Source organism: Exiguobacterium sp. s128, from assembly GCF_018618815.1.
Lineage (GTDB): Bacteria > Bacillota > Bacilli > Exiguobacteriales > Exiguobacteriaceae > Exiguobacterium_A > Exiguobacterium_A antarcticum.
On the sequence record NZ_JACSMT010000011.1, the window covers coordinates 1 to 14450 of the forward strand.

Genomic DNA, 14450 nt, shown 5'->3' on the forward strand with positions numbered 1-14450 from the left:
CATGCAAAAACACCTCCGATGTTAGTACTTTTTAAAAGTGTACCACTCCGAAGGTGTTTTATATTGTCTCAAAATTTTAGGTTAGCCCATTCCCCGCAAAGGAAAGCTGACCTTTTTTTGAAAAAATGATTATGCCGGAATTCCACCGAAAATCAATGTCGCAATGCCAAACCAACCGAATAAGATTACAGTCAGCGCAGCAAATACGAGTGGAAACATTTGACGTTTCTTAAGTGAACGCAAGACGGCCCAAACACCGACGAGTGCAACGATAAAGAAAAGCCAACCGATTGGTTGATCCAAATGCATGACGTACTCCCCCTTAAAAATCACGTTATGAAGTTCACGAAGATTTCACTTAAATCTCACTTTTTAGTTTAGCTGACTGAGCGGATAAAGTCGAGAGGGGGGAAGGGGAAGTTTCGACAATTTCGTGTATAGTAGAGAAGAATGATTCATAAAGGAGCTTGATGAGATGGAAATTGTAAGTATTACTTCAGGTATCGCCTCAGAAAACGGATATCTTCTTTTTAAAGATGGGAAATGTTTAGTGATTGATCCTGGTACGGAAGATATGCGCTTTTTTGATGAGATTGAACGACGCGACGCAAAAGTCGAAGCAATCCTCCTGACGCATGCCCATTTTGACCACATCGGTGGTTTGGATATGTTGCGGCGTTTTACTTCGGCGCCGGCTTATATCCACCCGAACGAAATGAAATGGTTATCAAACCCGAATCTCAACGGTTCCATTAAATTTGATATGCCTCCCTTAAAAGTGAAGCCGGCGGAACGTACGTTAGAATCAGGGGCGTTGACGATCGGACCGTTTCAGATGCACGTTCTTGAAACACCCGGTCATTCACCGGGCAGTGTGACGTTTTATTTCAAAAAGGAACAACTTGCCTTTGCCGGTGACTTGATCTTTAAGCGAAGTGTCGGCCGGACGGATCTTGAAGGCGGCGATCAAGATGTCTTGATGCGTTCCATTGATCGGGTCATCGCAGAAATCCCGCATGATACTACTTTTTATCCAGGGCATGGGCCAGAAACGACATTACGTCAAGAAATCAAACATAATCCATTTTTTTGATCGATGAAAAATCCCCTCACCTTCAATTGAAGGTGAGGGGATTTTGTTCACATTTGGAAGTTGGACCAATATGTGAAGACGATAAAGAATACTGTTAAGTACGCCGCAAAGATGTAGACATACGTTTTCTCAGTTAGGCGAAGATAGCCTAATGCTGCAAAGAATACTGTTTGTGCTAAGAAGACAAAGCCCATAACTAAAAATGAATCCGTATGCTCACTTGAGCTGGCGTCTCCACCTAGAGCGCCGATAAATGCCATGACTGCAATGATGCCAGTCCAAAATCCGAGTACGCGGTACATTCTCCCCATTCATATAACCCCCTAAATCCAACAGATAGTCAATATACGTACTTATTTTACCAAGCAAACAATCATCCGTCCATCATGTTCTAGTGTTTGTTGAGGAATAACTGTGAACAAAAGATGAAGTTTGAAAAAAACTTGTACAATAGTTGTACAAAAGGTGTACAAAGTAAAAAAGGCATGGTATAGTTTCTGTAATGAGAAGCGTAGATTTTGAGAGGAGGAGCAATAATGGCGAATGAGTTGATATTTTTCACATATCCAAGCTGTACATCTTGTCGTAAAACGAAATCATGGTTAAAAGAGGAACATGTTGATGTAGAGGAACGTCATCTGTTCAGAAATGCTCCAACAGTAGATGAATTGATGGAATTGTTAAAACTTTCAACGGACGGAATCGAAAGTTTACTCGCAACACGAAGTCAAGCATTCAAAGATTTAGGAATTGATGTCGATGACATGAAGTTAAGTGAATTGCTTCGCTTGATGAGTGATAATCCTAAATTGTTGAGACGTCCAATCATTACGGATGGCAAACAACTAGTAATCGGGTATGATAAACCAGGACTCGAGACGCTAGCAAAACGCAAAAACCGTATTATCGCGCAAGTATCTTAAAGAAGCCGATTTGTATCGGCTTCTTTTTTTGTGTATTTTTTTGATTAAGGAGGTGTTGGGTTGAGAGAAGAAATCAGTCAATTGATTCGTCAGTTCGAAGTGGTAGGTGCAACAGATGTTCATTTTATTCCCGGTGATCGATTGGCACAGATCATTTGTCGTACGAGTGAAGGCTTAGCAGAACAGTCCCCGATCGCTGTTGAGCATTACCGAGCGCTTGTCAGTCATATTCGTTATGAATCGAATTTGAAGGAACAAAATGAACGAATCCCACAAAGTGGTCTATATCCCTTTCAAGAAAGTGGGATGCGTGTATCCATCCTACCGAGTCGGTACGGGGATGCGATGTCTTGGCGTTTTTATCGAGCCGTCGTATCAAGTGAGATAGCTGCTCGCTTACTCGATCCGACACTTGATTTAGAATGGATGAAGCAACAAACGCATGGCTGTATCATTATCTCCGGAACGACTGGAGCAGGGAAAACAACGATGCTGTACTCCTTGATGGCATCGATGGAAGGAAAGCGGATCATCTCGGTCGAGGATCCGGTCGAATGTACCGTACCAGGCATTTTACAGCTTGAGTTGAACGATAAGGCAGGTTTTGATGCAACACGTTGTTTCGAAGAAATTTTACGGGCAGATCCGGACTGGATTGCTTTTGGTGAAGTTCGGACGGCAGAAGCGGCGCGATTGACCATCAATGCTGCTTTGAGCGGACATGTCGTCCTGTTTACGTTACATGCAGGATCGATTGAAGAAGCCTTGCTTCGTCTGAAGACACTCGGCATCACAGGTGAAGAATTATCCGTCTGCAAAAAGATCGTTCATCTATATCGAGAGGAGGGGACCGTACGCTGTATCGTCGAAAACTTACAGTCGGCAGTAAATGCCGGTTCTTGAATCGTTTTCATCGTCTATTGTCAAAAGGCATTTCAGCAAAAGAATCGTTGGAGATCTTAGTGCGTTTTGAAGAACCATTACTGACTCCGATCATTCATGAAATTCAAGCGCGTTTACAAGGAGGAAGTCGTTTATCCGTTTCCCTAGAGCCATTGGCACTTCCGTCAGCACTACAACAATTACTCAAAGTAGGTGATCAGACCGAACGTCCGTTGATGATTTTAAAACAAGTCATTCGATTGCTCGAGTTAGAAAGTCAGATGAAAAAGAAGTTTTGGAAGATGGCGCGTTATCCTCTTGTCTTAGCAGCTAGCTTGTTGTTGCTGTTTATGTTTTATTCGCTTTATGTGTTTCCTTCTTTATTGGAAATGTCGAACCCGGACACTCTCCCACGTTTTGTTCTCCCGTTGATCCACCCTTCAGCCAAATATATCTTAGCTTTTTCTCCTTTCGTGAGTGTGATTCTTCTGATTGTCACCTTTCGCCGCATTCCACTGAATCGATTGTTACAGATGAAAATGATTCAAAAAATACTGCGTCTATACTACAGCTACCTGTTCACAATCGAAGTAGGTTCTTTTATCGATGCCGGTTTTTCGTTAGAAGAAGCCTTTCGTTCGTTAGAACAAGGGCAAACTGGAAAAAAGAAACAGATGTATGGCTTATTACATCAACGTCAAAAAAGTGGGCAACCGTTATCGGAAGCGATGCAAGATGAGGACATCATCGACGTGGAAACGGTCGGATTGGTGCATATTGCACGCGAAAGTGGCGATTTAGGTCGATTGTTGCTTGAGCAAGCCTCGTTATTACATGAGTCGATCGAGGAAGAAATCGAAAAGAAACTGTTACTCATCGAACCGGCTTTGTACGGAGAATTAACCGTCATGACCGGGACGTTATTTTTGATCCTCTACTATCCGATCCAGCTTGCCATTCAACAACTTCCATTTTAAAAAGATAAGGAGCCGATAAGATGAAACGTTTTATACAAGATCAACGAGGATTTACATTACTAGAGATGGCAGCCGTCTTACTGATCATCTCCTTGTTATTACTTGTGTTGATCCCGACGATGACAAGCGGGAAGGATCAAGCGAAAGGTGTCAGTTGTGAGGCGAACATCCGTGTCATTCGCTCCGAGGTCAATTTGTATTACGCAAAAGAGAAAAAATATCCGGAATCACTTCAAACGATTAACCGTGGCACAGCAGAAAAACCAAACGAACTCGCTTGTGATCAGGAGACATATACGTATGATGCGAAGACTGGTGAACTTACAAAAGCCAAGTGATGGATTTACATTAATTGAAATGACGATTGTCCTTGTGATGATTGGATGTCTGCTCGTGTTCCTCCTGCCAACGGTCATCGACCGAAGACCAGCCTTGTACACACTTGAACAGGATATCAGCATACTTAAACAAGATATGCAGACACTTCGTCTGCTCCAATATTCCAAGACAAGTGAACAAAACCAGATTCAGTTACGGTGGAAAAATGATGGGAAAGGGTACTTGGTCATGGCGAACGACCGGTTATTATGGCAACGTAACTTTCAAGCTGGCCATTCTTGTTTCGTGCCGACGACAGGACGAATCATCTATTTCAAGAGTTATCATTCCACCTATGCGTCGACGTGGAATTGCCAGTCTGCGACACAAGCGTACGAACTCAAGTTTCTGCTCGGGAATTATCAGATGATCGTTCAAAAGGTGAGGTGAAAATGCTTGAAGCAACAAGGAGAACGGGGATTTACGCTTCTTGAAGTCGTGTTATCGATGGTCGCCATCGCTCTGTTCTTACTGCTTGCGATCGATCCCGTCTTGTCGTTTCAAAAACAAAAAAATCAGTTGATGCTTGAGACGCACCGTTTAGACAAGATGGCTTCAGATCAAGTGGCGGAAAGACGGGACGGTTATCAAATCAGGGAAGGGACGTGGTGTATTGAAGAGCTCTGTTTGGCGAGCTCAATCCGGAACGACACTCCTCGAAATCTCGTTGGTCCTCTGGCTGAGCCCGTTGCTACTGATTAGTCTCATTACGATGACACACATCGTCAGTACCTCTGATTACGAACAGCGGATGGAAGAAGAATTGTTTTTTCATACGATCGAACGCTTGATGTGGCGGAGTATCTCCTGTGAGAAAGTAGGTGAAGAAGTTCGGGGAGTCGATGTGGATCCGGAAGAGGAGCCGGTGAAGTGGCGACTCGTCCGTGTTCAAAATCAGATTCGATTAAAAAAAGAGTTTGGAGGTGAATTGACCTATGCCCACAATGTAGACACCTATCAGGTCAGGCAAGATGGACGAACACTCATCTTCGAACTCAACCAACGTCAAAGAACGGTTCAGTGCCGGAACAAGGATTCATCTTGATTCAAACGTTGTTGCTGTTGCTTGGAATCGGTGCGGCGATTTTGCTGAGTTGTCATTATATGGACGAAGCCGTGACGCAACTTCAGTTAGAACAGGAAGCCTTGCAACTCGAGTCGCTCGTTCGAGCGGCGACAAGTGATTGCCGGCAAGACGAAACGATTCATTACCCGATTGGACAAGTGACCTGTACACAGACGGATAAAGGCTTTAAAATGGAAGCAATACTAGAAAGTGGACAGAGAATCGAGGCGGTCGTTTCGAATGGATAAGGTTTATTTGATTGGTTTTATGGGAACTGGTAAAACAGCGATTGGTCGAAATCTTAAGGCACGTTACAGTGTCGATGAACTGGATGAACGTTTTGTACAAGAACATGGTCCGATTACGAATTTTTTCAAGCAGCATGGTGAAACAGGATTTCGAAAACAAGAAGTCGAATTACTTCGACACAGTCAGGCACAAATTGTCGTTACGGGTGGAGGCATCATAGAACGCCCGGAAAATCGATTGTTCATGAAAGAGACGGGGACCATCTTCTGGATTGATACGCCGTTCCATATCGTCTGGAACCGGATTAAGACGGATCCGTCCCGTCCGCTCGTGAAGTCCCGGTCAACGGTCGAAAAGTTGTTTCGTCGTCGTCGGTCACTTTATGCACGAGCAGCAGATGTTCGTTTGGACGGTACGAAGTCCGTGCGGGAACTGACGAAAGAAATCGAAACACTATTGGAGGAGAACGTATGATTTGGATTAATCTAGGAATTATCGTTTTGGCGATCATCGGTTTGGTGATTTATGGAGCGACTCTTTACAAAAAGAAGATTTCAAAAGATGTGACTGTCATGAAGCAACTACTCGAACGTTTCTCAATCCGTCAACAAACGTTACAAACAGGGATTGATCATACGACGAGTCGGATTGATCAAATCAAAGGAAACATCGATCATTTGGTCGCAGAAGGCAAACGTGTTGAGCAAGGTGGACGCCAACTTTTTACCGAAGGACAGCGTCTTAAAACTGAGGTTGAACATACGGCTGGACTTAAACCATTTTGAAATGGCTTTCATCGGCTGAATATGAAACAATAGGAGGGAAGGGACTTTGTCCTTTCTCTCTTTGCTTGTGTTCAATTTCCGAATAAACCTAGAAAAAAAGATTTTTAATTGGTAGAATGTAATTGAAAGTTGAACAATAAAGAGAAAAGGAAGCAAAAATGTTCGTAATTAGGGGGAAAAGTATGAGTCAGACGACATTGAAGAGAACACCATTGTTCGACATGATTGCGCCAACGGGGAAAATGGTCGATTTTGCAGGTTTTGAAATGCCGGTTCTGTTTTCATCGATTAAGGAAGAACATCTAGCAGTCCGGGAGCAGGTTGGGATGTTCGATGTGTCGCACATGGGCGAGTTATTTGTAACGGGTCCAGATGCGCTTTCGTTTCTTCAACATACACTGTCCAATGATATTTCGAAAATTGTGATTGGCCAAGCGCAGTATAATGTTCTTTGCCAAGAAGACGGGGGGACCGTCGATGATTTATTAGTTTATCGTCTGGCAGAACACGATTACTTGCTTGTTGTCAATGCATCGAATATTGAAAAAGACGAAACCCATTTACGCCAGTACCTGCAGGGTGACGTGACACTAGAAAATCAGTCGGACGCGTATGGTCAAATTGCGGTTCAAGGTCCAAAAGCAATGGAAGTCTTAAATACGTTGACTGAACTGGCGTTAGACGAAATCAAGTTTTTCCGCTTTGTTCAAGGACAATTAGCGGGCGTCGATATGTTGGTGTCACGGAGTGGTTATACGGGAGAAGATGGTTTTGAGCTGTATATGCGGGCTTCGGACGCGGGTGTCGTCTGGCAGGCATTGATTGAAGCAGGCGTCATGCCATGTGGGCTAGGCGCGCGAGATACGTTACGATTCGAGGCATGTTTACCTTTATACGGTCATGAACTGTCGGCGACGATTTCACCGATTGAAGCGGGTATGGGATTTGCAGTCAAACCACAGGTCAAATCGTTTGTTGGGTCCGATGTATTGCTGAAGCAAAAAGAACAAGGACCAGGACGTCGCTTGATCGGTCTTGAACTGTTGGACAAAGGGATTGCCCGTCAGGATGCTCCTGTGTTAGTCAATGGAGAAACGGTTGGGTTCGTCACGACGGGGACATTGCCTCCAACGGTTGGTAAAGCGATCGCTTTGGCATTAGTCCCAACGGAATATGCGACGGGTGATTCGTTTGAAGTCGAAGTGCGTGGAAAAAAACTAGCGGCAAGACGGATCGACACACCGTTTTATCGCCGGAGTAAATAAGGGGGAACTAAAAGATGGATTTTCGTTATTTACCGATGACACAAGAAGACGAACAAGAGATGTTACAGACGATTGGTGCAGATTCGATTGAGGATTTACTAGCTGATATTCCAGCAAGCGTTCGCGATAAAGGAACGTTAGAAGCAGTCGGCATTCCCTTGCCGGAAACGGATTTAATCCGAACACTCTCAAAACTCGCTGATCAAAACATGAATACGAAACAATATCCATCTTTCCTGGGTGCCGGAATTTATGATCATTACGCACCAGCGGTCGTCAACCATATGTTACTTCGGTCCGAGTTCTATACGGCCTATACGCCCTATCAGCCGGAGATTTCGCAAGGGGAGCTTCAAGCCATTTTTGAATATCAGACAATGATTTGTGAATTAACGGGAATGGATGTCGCGAATTCATCGATGTATGACGGAATCACGGCGCTTGCAGAAGCCGCAATGCTCGCTTGTGCCCATAAAAAGAAAAAAACGATTGTTTTGTCTGACGGTGTTCATCCGGAAGCCCATGATGTTGTCCGAACGTATGCAAACGGTCCGGGTCTTCAAGTAGCGACGTTACCACTTGACCGTGGTGAGACGGCAATCGATCAATTAGATGAGCTCGATGATGTTGCTTGTGTCATCGTCCAGTATCCGAACTTCTACGGGCGGGTCGAAAACTTACAGGCGTTAGCAGACGCTACCCATGCGAAGGGTGGTTTGTTCATCGTGTCCGCAAACCCACTTGCACTCGGATTGTTAGAAGCGCCGGGAAAACTTGGGGCGGATATCACGATTGGTGACTGCCAGCCGTTTGGGATCCCGCAGAGCTTTGGTGGACCGACATGCGGTTATTTCACGACGACAAAAGCCTTGATGCGGAAAATTCCAGGGCGTCTAGTCGGTCAAACGGTCGACGAAGACGGGAAACGTGGGTTTGTCTTGACTTTACAAGCACGCGAACAGCACATACGCCGAGATAAAGCCACTTCTAACATCTGTTCGAATCAGGCCTTGAATGCATTGGCGGCTTCGATCGCGATGAGTGCACTCGGGAAAAAAGGAATCCGGGAACTGGCGACACGTAATCTCCAGACAGCCTATGCCTTGAAAAAATCATTGATGGAAGCTGGATTCCGAATCATCGACGATGGTCCAAGCTTCAATGAGTTTGTCGTTGAATTGCCGATCGATGCGACGGAAGCCAGTAAACAGTTGTTAAAATCAGGAATCATCGGCGGGTTGCCACTTGGTACGTTTGATGAGAAACGATCCAATCAGATGCTTGTTTGTGCCACGGAACTACGGACAAAAGAAGAACTTGATCAATTCGTGACAGCACTAGGGGGACTGACTCATGCATAAATCCAGTGAACAGACATTGATTTTTGAAATTTCGAGAGCCGGTCGTGTGGCTTACAGCTTACCGCTTCCAACTGTCGAAGAAGTAGCGGCAGAAGAGTTGTTGCCGGCGCACTTATTACGTCAAGAAGACGTCGAGTTACCGGAAGTCTCGGAACTTGACCTGGTTCGCCACTATACGGCACTCTCCAACCGGAACCACGGTGTTGATTCTGGCTTCTACCCACTCGGTTCGTGTACGATGAAATACAATCCAAAAATTAATGAAGATATGGCACGTCTACCGGGGTTTGCGCATATTCACCCGCTCCAACCCGTTGAGAGTGTCCAAGGCGCTCTTGGTCTGATGTATGATTTGCAAGAAAAACTGGCTGTCATCACGGGAATGGATGAAGTGACGTTACAACCGGCAGCAGGTGCTCACGGCGAATGGACAGGCTTGATGTTGATCAAGGCCTATCATCACGCGCGAGGAGACTTTAAACGGACGAAAGTCCTTGTACCCGATTCAGCGCACGGGACCAACCCAGCTTCGGCGTCGGTCGCCGGTTTTGATACGGTAACCGTCTTGTCTGATGCGCGGGGCCTGGTGGATTTAGCGGACTTGAAGAGTAAGGTCGGCGAGGATACAGCGGCTTTGATGCTGACGAATCCGAATACACTTGGTTTGTTTGAGTCGGACATCGTCGAGATTGCGAAAGCAGTCCACGAAGCAGGTGGGAAGCTGTATTATGATGGAGCGAATTCAAACGCTATCATGGGGATCGCACGTCCCGGAGATATGGGCTTTGATGTCGTTCACTTGAATCTTCATAAGACATTTACAGGTCCTCACGGTGGCGGCGGTCCGGGTTCGGGTCCGGTTGGTGTCAAACAGGATTTGATTCCGTACTTGCCAAAACCAATCGTCGCGAAGACCGACGACGGGTTTGTGCTCGATTATGATCGCCCAGAATCGATCGGACGCGTCAAACCATTTTACGGGAACTTTGGGATCAACGTTCGGGCGTACAGTTACATCCGGACGATGGGAGGAGCAGGTCTTGCCCGTGTCTCGAAAGAAGCCGTCTTGAATGCCAACTATATGCTCGCCCGATTAAAAGGCGCATATGATGCACCGTATGACGTCTACTGCAAACATGAATTTGTTTTATCAGGCCGTCGTCAAAAGGCACTGGGTGTACGGACGCTTGATATCGCCAAACGACTGCTCGATTTTGGTTATCACCCACCTACGATTTATTTCCCGTTAAACGTCGAAGAATGTATCATGATTGAGCCGACGGAAACGGAATCGAAGGAGACGTTGGATGCGTTCTGTGACGCGATGCTACAAATTGCAAAAGAAGTCGAGGAAACACCGGATGTCGTCTTGAATGCACCACATACGACGGTCGTCAAGCGAATGGATGAAACGTTGGCTGCGCGTAAACCAGTCCTACGGTATCAACCGAAACAAGAAGTGCACGTATAATCAAAAAAACCATCCCCGTCAGTACTGACGGGGATGGTTTTTGTGAACAGGAGATTAGCTACGTTTGACTTTTCCTGTCCATTGTTTGAATCCACCTTTGAGTTGGTAGAGGTTTGTATAACCAGCTTTTTTCAACACTTTGGCAGCTTGCGAAGAACGCATGTTGCCTTGGCAATACAAGTAGATCGGCATATCCTTACGTAATTCTTTTGCCCGCATCTTCATTTGGCTGACCGGTATGTTACGCGCGCCAATGATGTGACCACCTTTGAATTCTTGTGTTTCGCGGACATCGACGATTTGTGCTTTTCGATAATTGGCGCGGAATTCTTCTTGTGACAGTTTTGTGATTCCTTTGACCGGCATGAAACGCCATGCGATATAAGCGATCAAGGCTACCCACAAGACGATCGTGATAATTGTACTGGTTTCCATAGCTAACTTCCAACCCCTTCGTTCAGATAACATCCTTATCATTATAGTAAACGAAATCGATTTCGGCAATCGACTCGTCGTTGCGCAGGACAGAAAGGGTCTGATACACTAATACGGAAACGTTTTTGGGGGTGTTTGCTTGATAAGAGAGTGGCAAGTATTGACGACCGAACGATTGGAACCGGCTCTAAACATGGCGATTGACGAAGCCTTGATCGGATTTGTAGGCCGTGGGGAAGTAGCTCCCACACTTCGTTTTTATTCGTGGGAACCTAGAGGGTTGAGTGTTGGTCATTTTCAGCGCGCAGTTAAGGATATTGATCGAGAACGGATTGAGCAACTAGGAATCCCGATCGTCCGTCGGATGACGGGGGGGCGGGCGGTTCTTCATGCTGATGAATTGACGTATAGTATCGTCATTCCAGAAACGTCAGAGGGGTTACCGAAAACCGTCATCGAAAGTTATCGGATGCTGACGGAAGGAGTCCGTAAAGGGTATCATCATTTAGGAATTCCGGTCGAATTTTCAGTTCCGATGACGGAACAAGAAAAAGAAGAGTTACGAAAACCTAAATCGGCCGTCTGTTTTGATGCGGCGTCGTACTATGAACTTGCGGTCGGGAAACGAAAGGTTGCTGGCAGTGCGCAAGTGCGGCATCAAGGTGTCGTCTTACAACATGGATCAGTTCCGCTTTCGGTAGATGAAGGTGAACTGTTCGACTGTTTCGTGTATGAAGATGAGACGATCCGGGAACGGATGAAAGCGCGTTTTGCCGGAAAGGCGGTTGCCTTAAATGAGTTGGCGGGACGGACTGTATCATTCGAAGAAGTCCGTGTCGCCTTTTTAAAGGGGTTCGAAGAGGCCCTTCAGTTGACATTCACACCCCTTGAATTCACAGAACACCAATGGCAGGAAATTGAGCGGTTAGCAGCGAAATACCGTAGTGAAGAATGGAACTGGAAGCGCTAAAGAGATGGATTGGAAGGTGATGTCGTGCCGACTCCGAGCATGGAAGATTATTTGGAACAAATCTATATTTTGATAGAAGAAAAAGGATATGCCCGCGTTTCTGATATCGCGGAACTGTTAGGTGTCCACCCGTCCTCCGTGACGAAGATGGTCCAAAAACTGGATCGTGAAGAATATCTTGTCTACGAGAAGTATCGTGGTCTGATGTTGACGGCAAAAGGTCGGAAAATTGGGAAACGGTTGGTCGAACGCCATGCTTTATTAGAAGATTTTTTACGGCTCGTTGGTGTGGATGAATCCTTGATTTATAAAGATGTAGAAGGAATCGAACACCATATCAGTATCGAAGCTTTAGATAAAATCAATGGGATGATTCAATTTTTTGCAGAACGACCTGAACTACAAGAAGAATTTCAAAAACACCAACAAGTACACCCAGAAGACTGAGTGTACTTGTTTTTTGTGTAGAAATAGATTAAAAGACGAACGATTTCTTGGGAATGAATAATATAGTACGTAAAATTGGAGAGTTATGCTATACTGACGGTGAAAATCATCAGAGGGGGTGACGGGTGGATTCTCACCTGGATATGGAGATTGTCATTAAAGAAAAATTAATTTCAGAGTCGGAGCTTGCGACAAAAGTAAAAGAATTGGCATCTGCGATTGAACACGATGCAGCAGGGCGGCAAATTGTTTTAGTCGTAGTACTGAAAGGCTCAATGGTGTTTGCTGCCGATTTAATGCGTGAAATCAAAGGGAGTGTCCAAATCGATACGGTCGCTTGTTCTTCGTATGGTGCTAAAACGGTTTCGTCAGGACGCGTTCAGCTCAAAAAAGATTTAGATCTTGATGTAGAAGGAAAATATGTCGTCGTCGTGGAGGACATCATCGATACGGGTCATACACTAAGTTTCTTATGTGAGCACATGAAGTTGCATAAACCAGGTGTCCTGAAGATTTGTACATTGCTCGACAAACCTGCTCGGCGTGAAGTACCGTTGGCAGCTGATTATGTTGGGTTTGAGATTCCAGACTATTTTGTGATCGGGTATGGCATTGATTGTGCGGAAGAATACCGTAACCTGCCGTATGTCGGTTGGGTCGAGACCGACTAAAAAACAGCAACCGGATGTCCGCAGTGGACATCCGGTTGCTGTTTGTTTGTTTAAAAAGCACGTTTTTTCTTTTTGCCTTTTTTGCCCTCGATGACGGTCAAGTGTGGTGCTTTTGACCGATCGCGAAGTGGGCGGACTTTATTGGAAGCAGGAGCTTTCGTCGTTTTGACCGGTTTCTTTTTAAATTCGGTCCGACGAGGTGGTTGATCACGTTTGGCATGCATTTTTTTGGACTGAGCCACAGACTTCCGGTATTGAGAGTTCGATCCGCTGCTGACGCTATTTCGTGTTAAAAATTTAAACAGCAAGAAGATGATTCCAGCTGTAATCGCAAAAAACAGTAATTGTGAAAACAGACTACCAGGATCATTAGCAAGCTTATATCCAAAGCCAACAAAAGCAAACAGTAACACGACCAGTGCAAATGTAGAGCCAATCCGTTGTCTAATCATATTATCACCCCTGTTATCAATTAACCAAGTGCGTTCTCATGTAGGTTATCTTCCTGTTTTTCGAGTGCTTCAAACGCATAAATCGCAACCTCGATCTGTGAATCGTCTGGTTCTTTTGTCGTCAAGTACTGTAACCAAAGGCCGGGCAACGCGATGACACGTAATCCTTTGATGTTTTGGGCTTTGTTCGTTAATTGTAAAACTTCAAATGACAGACCGATGACGACAGGAAGTAACGCAATCCGAAAGGCGAGTCGGACCCATAAAGGATCAGTCGGCACGATTAAATAGACGAAAAACCCGACGATGACCGTGAAGATTAAGAAACTTGACCCACATCGGTAATGGAGGCGACTACTCGTTCGAACATTTTCGACGGTCAACGGTCGCCCGCTTTCAACACAGTTGATGACTTTGTGTTCCGCTCCGTGATATTGGAACAGCCGTTTAACGAGTGGGGTCAAGGAAATCAAATACAAGTAAGTGAAGAGAAGTGTCAGCTTAATGGATGCCTCAAGGATATTTTGAATCAAGTGACCGGACAACGCTGGGAAATAACTGAAGAGTGAGGCTAAAAAAGCAGGCAACAACGTGAAGAGTAGCTTACCGAAAAAGAACGACAATACGCCGATGAAGGCGACACCAAGCCACTTCGTTAATTGTCCTTGATGGGCTTCTTCCGGTTCTTCCTCTCCGGGATTGACGCCGTAACGGTCACTTGCGAAGTTCATGTGGCTCGCTCCGTTGGCGGAGGACTCGACTAATGCGAATAAACCACGAAGTAAAGGGATTTTTTTACCCATCGCAATCCGTCGGCGTATCGGTTTTTTTTGTTCGAACGTTTCGATCGTCGCATCGTTTCGCCGGATTGCCGAGACGGCATGGGTCGCATTTTGGAACATGACACCCTCGACGATGGCTTGTCCACCGACGGGTGCTTTAGCAGTTTTCATATAGAAACGCATCCTATCTTCAAGTAAAATATCGTGTACCGTCAGTTTACTTGATTTATGGGAAAAAGACTA

The 14450-nt window shown here is 45.3% G+C and carries 22 protein-coding genes; 17 read left to right on the forward strand and 5 right to left on the reverse strand.

Annotated elements, in window-relative coordinates; all coding sequences use genetic code 11:
• Positions 1-129 precede the first annotated feature (129 nt).
• Entirely contained in the window at positions 130-309 is a 180-nt protein-coding gene (locus tag KNQ13_RS06265; protein ID WP_014969856.1) for a DUF2759 domain-containing protein, read from the reverse strand.
• Between the two features lie 166 nt (positions 310-475).
• Between KNQ13_RS06265 and KNQ13_RS06270 the strand changes: the two genes are divergently transcribed.
• Positions 476-1093, forward strand: a complete 618-nt coding sequence (locus KNQ13_RS06270) for an MBL fold metallo-hydrolase (RefSeq protein WP_026831046.1) — start codon at positions 476-478, stop codon at positions 1091-1093.
• A 47-nt stretch (positions 1094-1140) separates the two neighbouring features.
• Here KNQ13_RS06270 and KNQ13_RS06275 read toward each other — a convergent pair whose 3' ends face one another.
• On the reverse strand, positions 1141-1404 hold the full coding sequence (locus KNQ13_RS06275; RefSeq protein ID WP_012369782.1) for a DUF2626 family protein: 264 nt from the start codon (positions 1402-1404) through the stop codon (positions 1141-1143).
• A gap of 225 nt (positions 1405-1629) precedes the next feature.
• On the opposite strand from KNQ13_RS06275, the gene KNQ13_RS06280 reads away from it, so the two are divergent.
• The 13 genes from KNQ13_RS06280 to gcvPB all read left to right on the forward strand — a co-directional run bounded on the left by KNQ13_RS06280 (position 1630) and on the right by gcvPB (position 10450).
• Positions 1630-2016, forward strand: coding sequence for a Spx/MgsR family RNA polymerase-binding regulatory protein (locus KNQ13_RS06280; protein WP_012369783.1), 387 nt, complete (start codon positions 1630-1632; stop codon positions 2014-2016).
• Positions 2017-2076: 60 nt separating this feature from the next.
• Positions 2077-2919 carry an ATPase, T2SS/T4P/T4SS family gene (locus KNQ13_RS06285; RefSeq protein WP_026831047.1) on the forward strand — a complete coding sequence of 281 codons (843 nt, stop codon included), beginning with the start codon at positions 2077-2079 and terminating at the stop codon, positions 2917-2919.
• Positions 2920-2966: 47 nt separating this feature from the next.
• Positions 2967-3875: a type II secretion system F family protein gene (locus tag KNQ13_RS06290; RefSeq protein WP_251027443.1), complete on the forward strand. Its 909-nt coding sequence runs from the start codon at positions 2967-2969 to the stop codon at positions 3873-3875.
• Positions 3876-3895: 20 nt separating this feature from the next.
• A complete protein-coding gene (locus tag KNQ13_RS06295) occupies positions 3896-4213 on the forward strand; it encodes a competence type IV pilus major pilin ComGC (protein ID WP_014969860.1) in 318 nt (105 codons plus the stop codon).
• Complete coding sequence (locus KNQ13_RS06300) at positions 4176-4643, forward strand: type II secretion system protein (protein ID WP_081809603.1); 468 nt, start codon at positions 4176-4178, stop codon at positions 4641-4643. Before KNQ13_RS06295 ends, KNQ13_RS06300 begins: the two co-directional genes overlap by 38 nt.
• A 6-nt stretch (positions 4644-4649) precedes the next feature.
• Positions 4650-4955 (forward strand): type II secretion system protein, encoded by a 306-nt coding sequence (locus KNQ13_RS06305; protein WP_014969862.1) that lies wholly within the window; start codon positions 4650-4652, stop codon positions 4953-4955.
• Positions 4942-5298 carry a hypothetical protein gene (locus tag KNQ13_RS06310; protein ID WP_236624414.1) on the forward strand — a complete coding sequence of 119 codons (357 nt, stop codon included), beginning with the start codon at positions 4942-4944 and terminating at the stop codon, positions 5296-5298. The genes KNQ13_RS06305 and KNQ13_RS06310 overlap by 14 nt, the downstream gene beginning before the upstream one ends.
• Positions 5274-5567: a hypothetical protein gene (locus tag KNQ13_RS06315; protein ID WP_014969864.1), complete on the forward strand. Its 294-nt coding sequence runs from the start codon at positions 5274-5276 to the stop codon at positions 5565-5567. Before KNQ13_RS06310 ends, KNQ13_RS06315 begins: the two co-directional genes overlap by 25 nt.
• Positions 5560-6042, forward strand: coding sequence for a shikimate kinase (locus KNQ13_RS06320; protein WP_014969865.1), 483 nt, complete (start codon positions 5560-5562; stop codon positions 6040-6042). Before KNQ13_RS06315 ends, KNQ13_RS06320 begins: the two co-directional genes overlap by 8 nt.
• Complete coding sequence (locus KNQ13_RS06325) at positions 6039-6353, forward strand: hypothetical protein (protein ID WP_014969866.1); 315 nt, start codon at positions 6039-6041, stop codon at positions 6351-6353. Before KNQ13_RS06320 ends, KNQ13_RS06325 begins: the two co-directional genes overlap by 4 nt.
• Positions 6354-6535: 182 nt before the next feature.
• Positions 6536-7618, forward strand: coding sequence for a glycine cleavage system aminomethyltransferase GcvT (gcvT, locus tag KNQ13_RS06330; RefSeq protein ID WP_026831050.1), 1083 nt, complete (start codon positions 6536-6538; stop codon positions 7616-7618).
• 14 nt (positions 7619-7632) lie between these two features.
• Positions 7633-8979: an aminomethyl-transferring glycine dehydrogenase subunit GcvPA gene (gene gcvPA / locus KNQ13_RS06335; protein ID WP_026831051.1), complete on the forward strand. Its 1347-nt coding sequence runs from the start codon at positions 7633-7635 to the stop codon at positions 8977-8979.
• Positions 8972-10450: an aminomethyl-transferring glycine dehydrogenase subunit GcvPB gene (gene gcvPB / locus KNQ13_RS06340; RefSeq protein ID WP_014969869.1), complete on the forward strand. Its 1479-nt coding sequence runs from the start codon at positions 8972-8974 to the stop codon at positions 10448-10450. Before gcvPA ends, gcvPB begins: the two co-directional genes overlap by 8 nt.
• 54 nt (positions 10451-10504) lie before the next feature.
• On the opposite strand, the gene KNQ13_RS06345 is transcribed toward gcvPB, so the two are convergent.
• Entirely contained in the window at positions 10505-10885 is a 381-nt protein-coding gene (locus tag KNQ13_RS06345; protein ID WP_014969870.1) for a rhodanese-like domain-containing protein, read from the reverse strand.
• 139 nt (positions 10886-11024) lie between these two features.
• Between KNQ13_RS06345 and KNQ13_RS06350 the strand changes: the two genes are divergently transcribed.
• The 3 genes from KNQ13_RS06350 (at position 11025) to hpt (ending at position 12973) form a co-directional block, all read left to right on the forward strand.
• Positions 11025-11855 (forward strand): lipoate--protein ligase family protein, encoded by an 831-nt coding sequence (locus KNQ13_RS06350; RefSeq protein ID WP_014969871.1) that lies wholly within the window; start codon positions 11025-11027, stop codon positions 11853-11855.
• Between the two features lie 24 nt (positions 11856-11879).
• A complete protein-coding gene (gene mntR, locus KNQ13_RS06355; protein ID WP_034774625.1) occupies positions 11880-12302 on the forward strand; it encodes a transcriptional regulator MntR in 423 nt (140 codons plus the stop codon).
• A 143-nt stretch (positions 12303-12445) separates the two neighbouring features.
• A complete protein-coding gene (hpt, locus tag KNQ13_RS06360) occupies positions 12446-12973 on the forward strand; it encodes a hypoxanthine phosphoribosyltransferase (protein WP_026831053.1) in 528 nt (175 codons plus the stop codon).
• Between the two features lie 50 nt (positions 12974-13023).
• On the opposite strand, the gene KNQ13_RS06365 is transcribed toward hpt, so the two are convergent.
• Both KNQ13_RS06365 and KNQ13_RS06370 read right to left on the reverse strand, forming a co-directional pair.
• Positions 13024-13425: an SA1362 family protein gene (locus tag KNQ13_RS06365; RefSeq protein WP_014969874.1), complete on the reverse strand. Its 402-nt coding sequence runs from the start codon at positions 13423-13425 to the stop codon at positions 13024-13026.
• A gap of 20 nt (positions 13426-13445) precedes the next feature.
• Entirely contained in the window at positions 13446-14378 is a 933-nt protein-coding gene (locus KNQ13_RS06370) for a DUF1385 domain-containing protein (protein ID WP_026831054.1), read from the reverse strand.
• Positions 14379-14450 lie beyond the last annotated feature (72 nt).

Bases quoted from the DNA above. Each gene is read 5' to 3' on its own strand.
- KNQ13_RS06265 (WP_014969856.1), bottom strand. From the start codon at position 309: ATGCATTTGGATCAACCAATCGGTTGGCTTTTCTTTATCGTTGCACTC.
- KNQ13_RS06270 (WP_026831046.1), top strand. From the start codon at position 476: ATGGAAATTGTAAGTATTACTTCAGGTATCGCCTCAGAAAACGGATAT.
- KNQ13_RS06275 (WP_012369782.1), bottom strand. From the start codon at position 1,404: ATGGGGAGAATGTACCGCGTACTCGGATTTTGGACTGGCATCATTGCA.
- KNQ13_RS06280 (WP_012369783.1), top strand. From the start codon at position 1,630: ATGGCGAATGAGTTGATATTTTTCACATATCCAAGCTGTACATCTTGT.
- KNQ13_RS06295 (WP_014969860.1), top strand. From the start codon at position 3,896: ATGAAACGTTTTATACAAGATCAACGAGGATTTACATTACTAGAGATG.
- KNQ13_RS06300 (WP_081809603.1), top strand. From the start codon at position 4,176: ATGATGCGAAGACTGGTGAACTTACAAAAGCCAAGTGATGGATTTACA.
- KNQ13_RS06320 (WP_014969865.1), top strand. From the start codon at position 5,560: ATGGATAAGGTTTATTTGATTGGTTTTATGGGAACTGGTAAAACAGCG.
- KNQ13_RS06325 (WP_014969866.1), top strand. From the start codon at position 6,039: ATGATTTGGATTAATCTAGGAATTATCGTTTTGGCGATCATCGGTTTG.
- gcvT (WP_026831050.1), top strand. From the start codon at position 6,536: ATGAGTCAGACGACATTGAAGAGAACACCATTGTTCGACATGATTGCG.
- gcvPA (WP_026831051.1), top strand. From the start codon at position 7,633: ATGGATTTTCGTTATTTACCGATGACACAAGAAGACGAACAAGAGATG.
- gcvPB (WP_014969869.1), top strand. From the start codon at position 8,972: ATGCATAAATCCAGTGAACAGACATTGATTTTTGAAATTTCGAGAGCC.
- KNQ13_RS06345 (WP_014969870.1), bottom strand. From the start codon at position 10,885: ATGGAAACCAGTACAATTATCACGATCGTCTTGTGGGTAGCCTTGATC.
- hpt (WP_026831053.1), top strand. From the start codon at position 12,446: ATGGAGATTGTCATTAAAGAAAAATTAATTTCAGAGTCGGAGCTTGCG.
- KNQ13_RS06365 (WP_014969874.1), bottom strand. From the start codon at position 13,425: ATGATTAGACAACGGATTGGCTCTACATTTGCACTGGTCGTGTTACTG.
- KNQ13_RS06370 (WP_026831054.1), bottom strand. From the start codon at position 14,378: ATGAAAACTGCTAAAGCACCCGTCGGTGGACAAGCCATCGTCGAGGGT.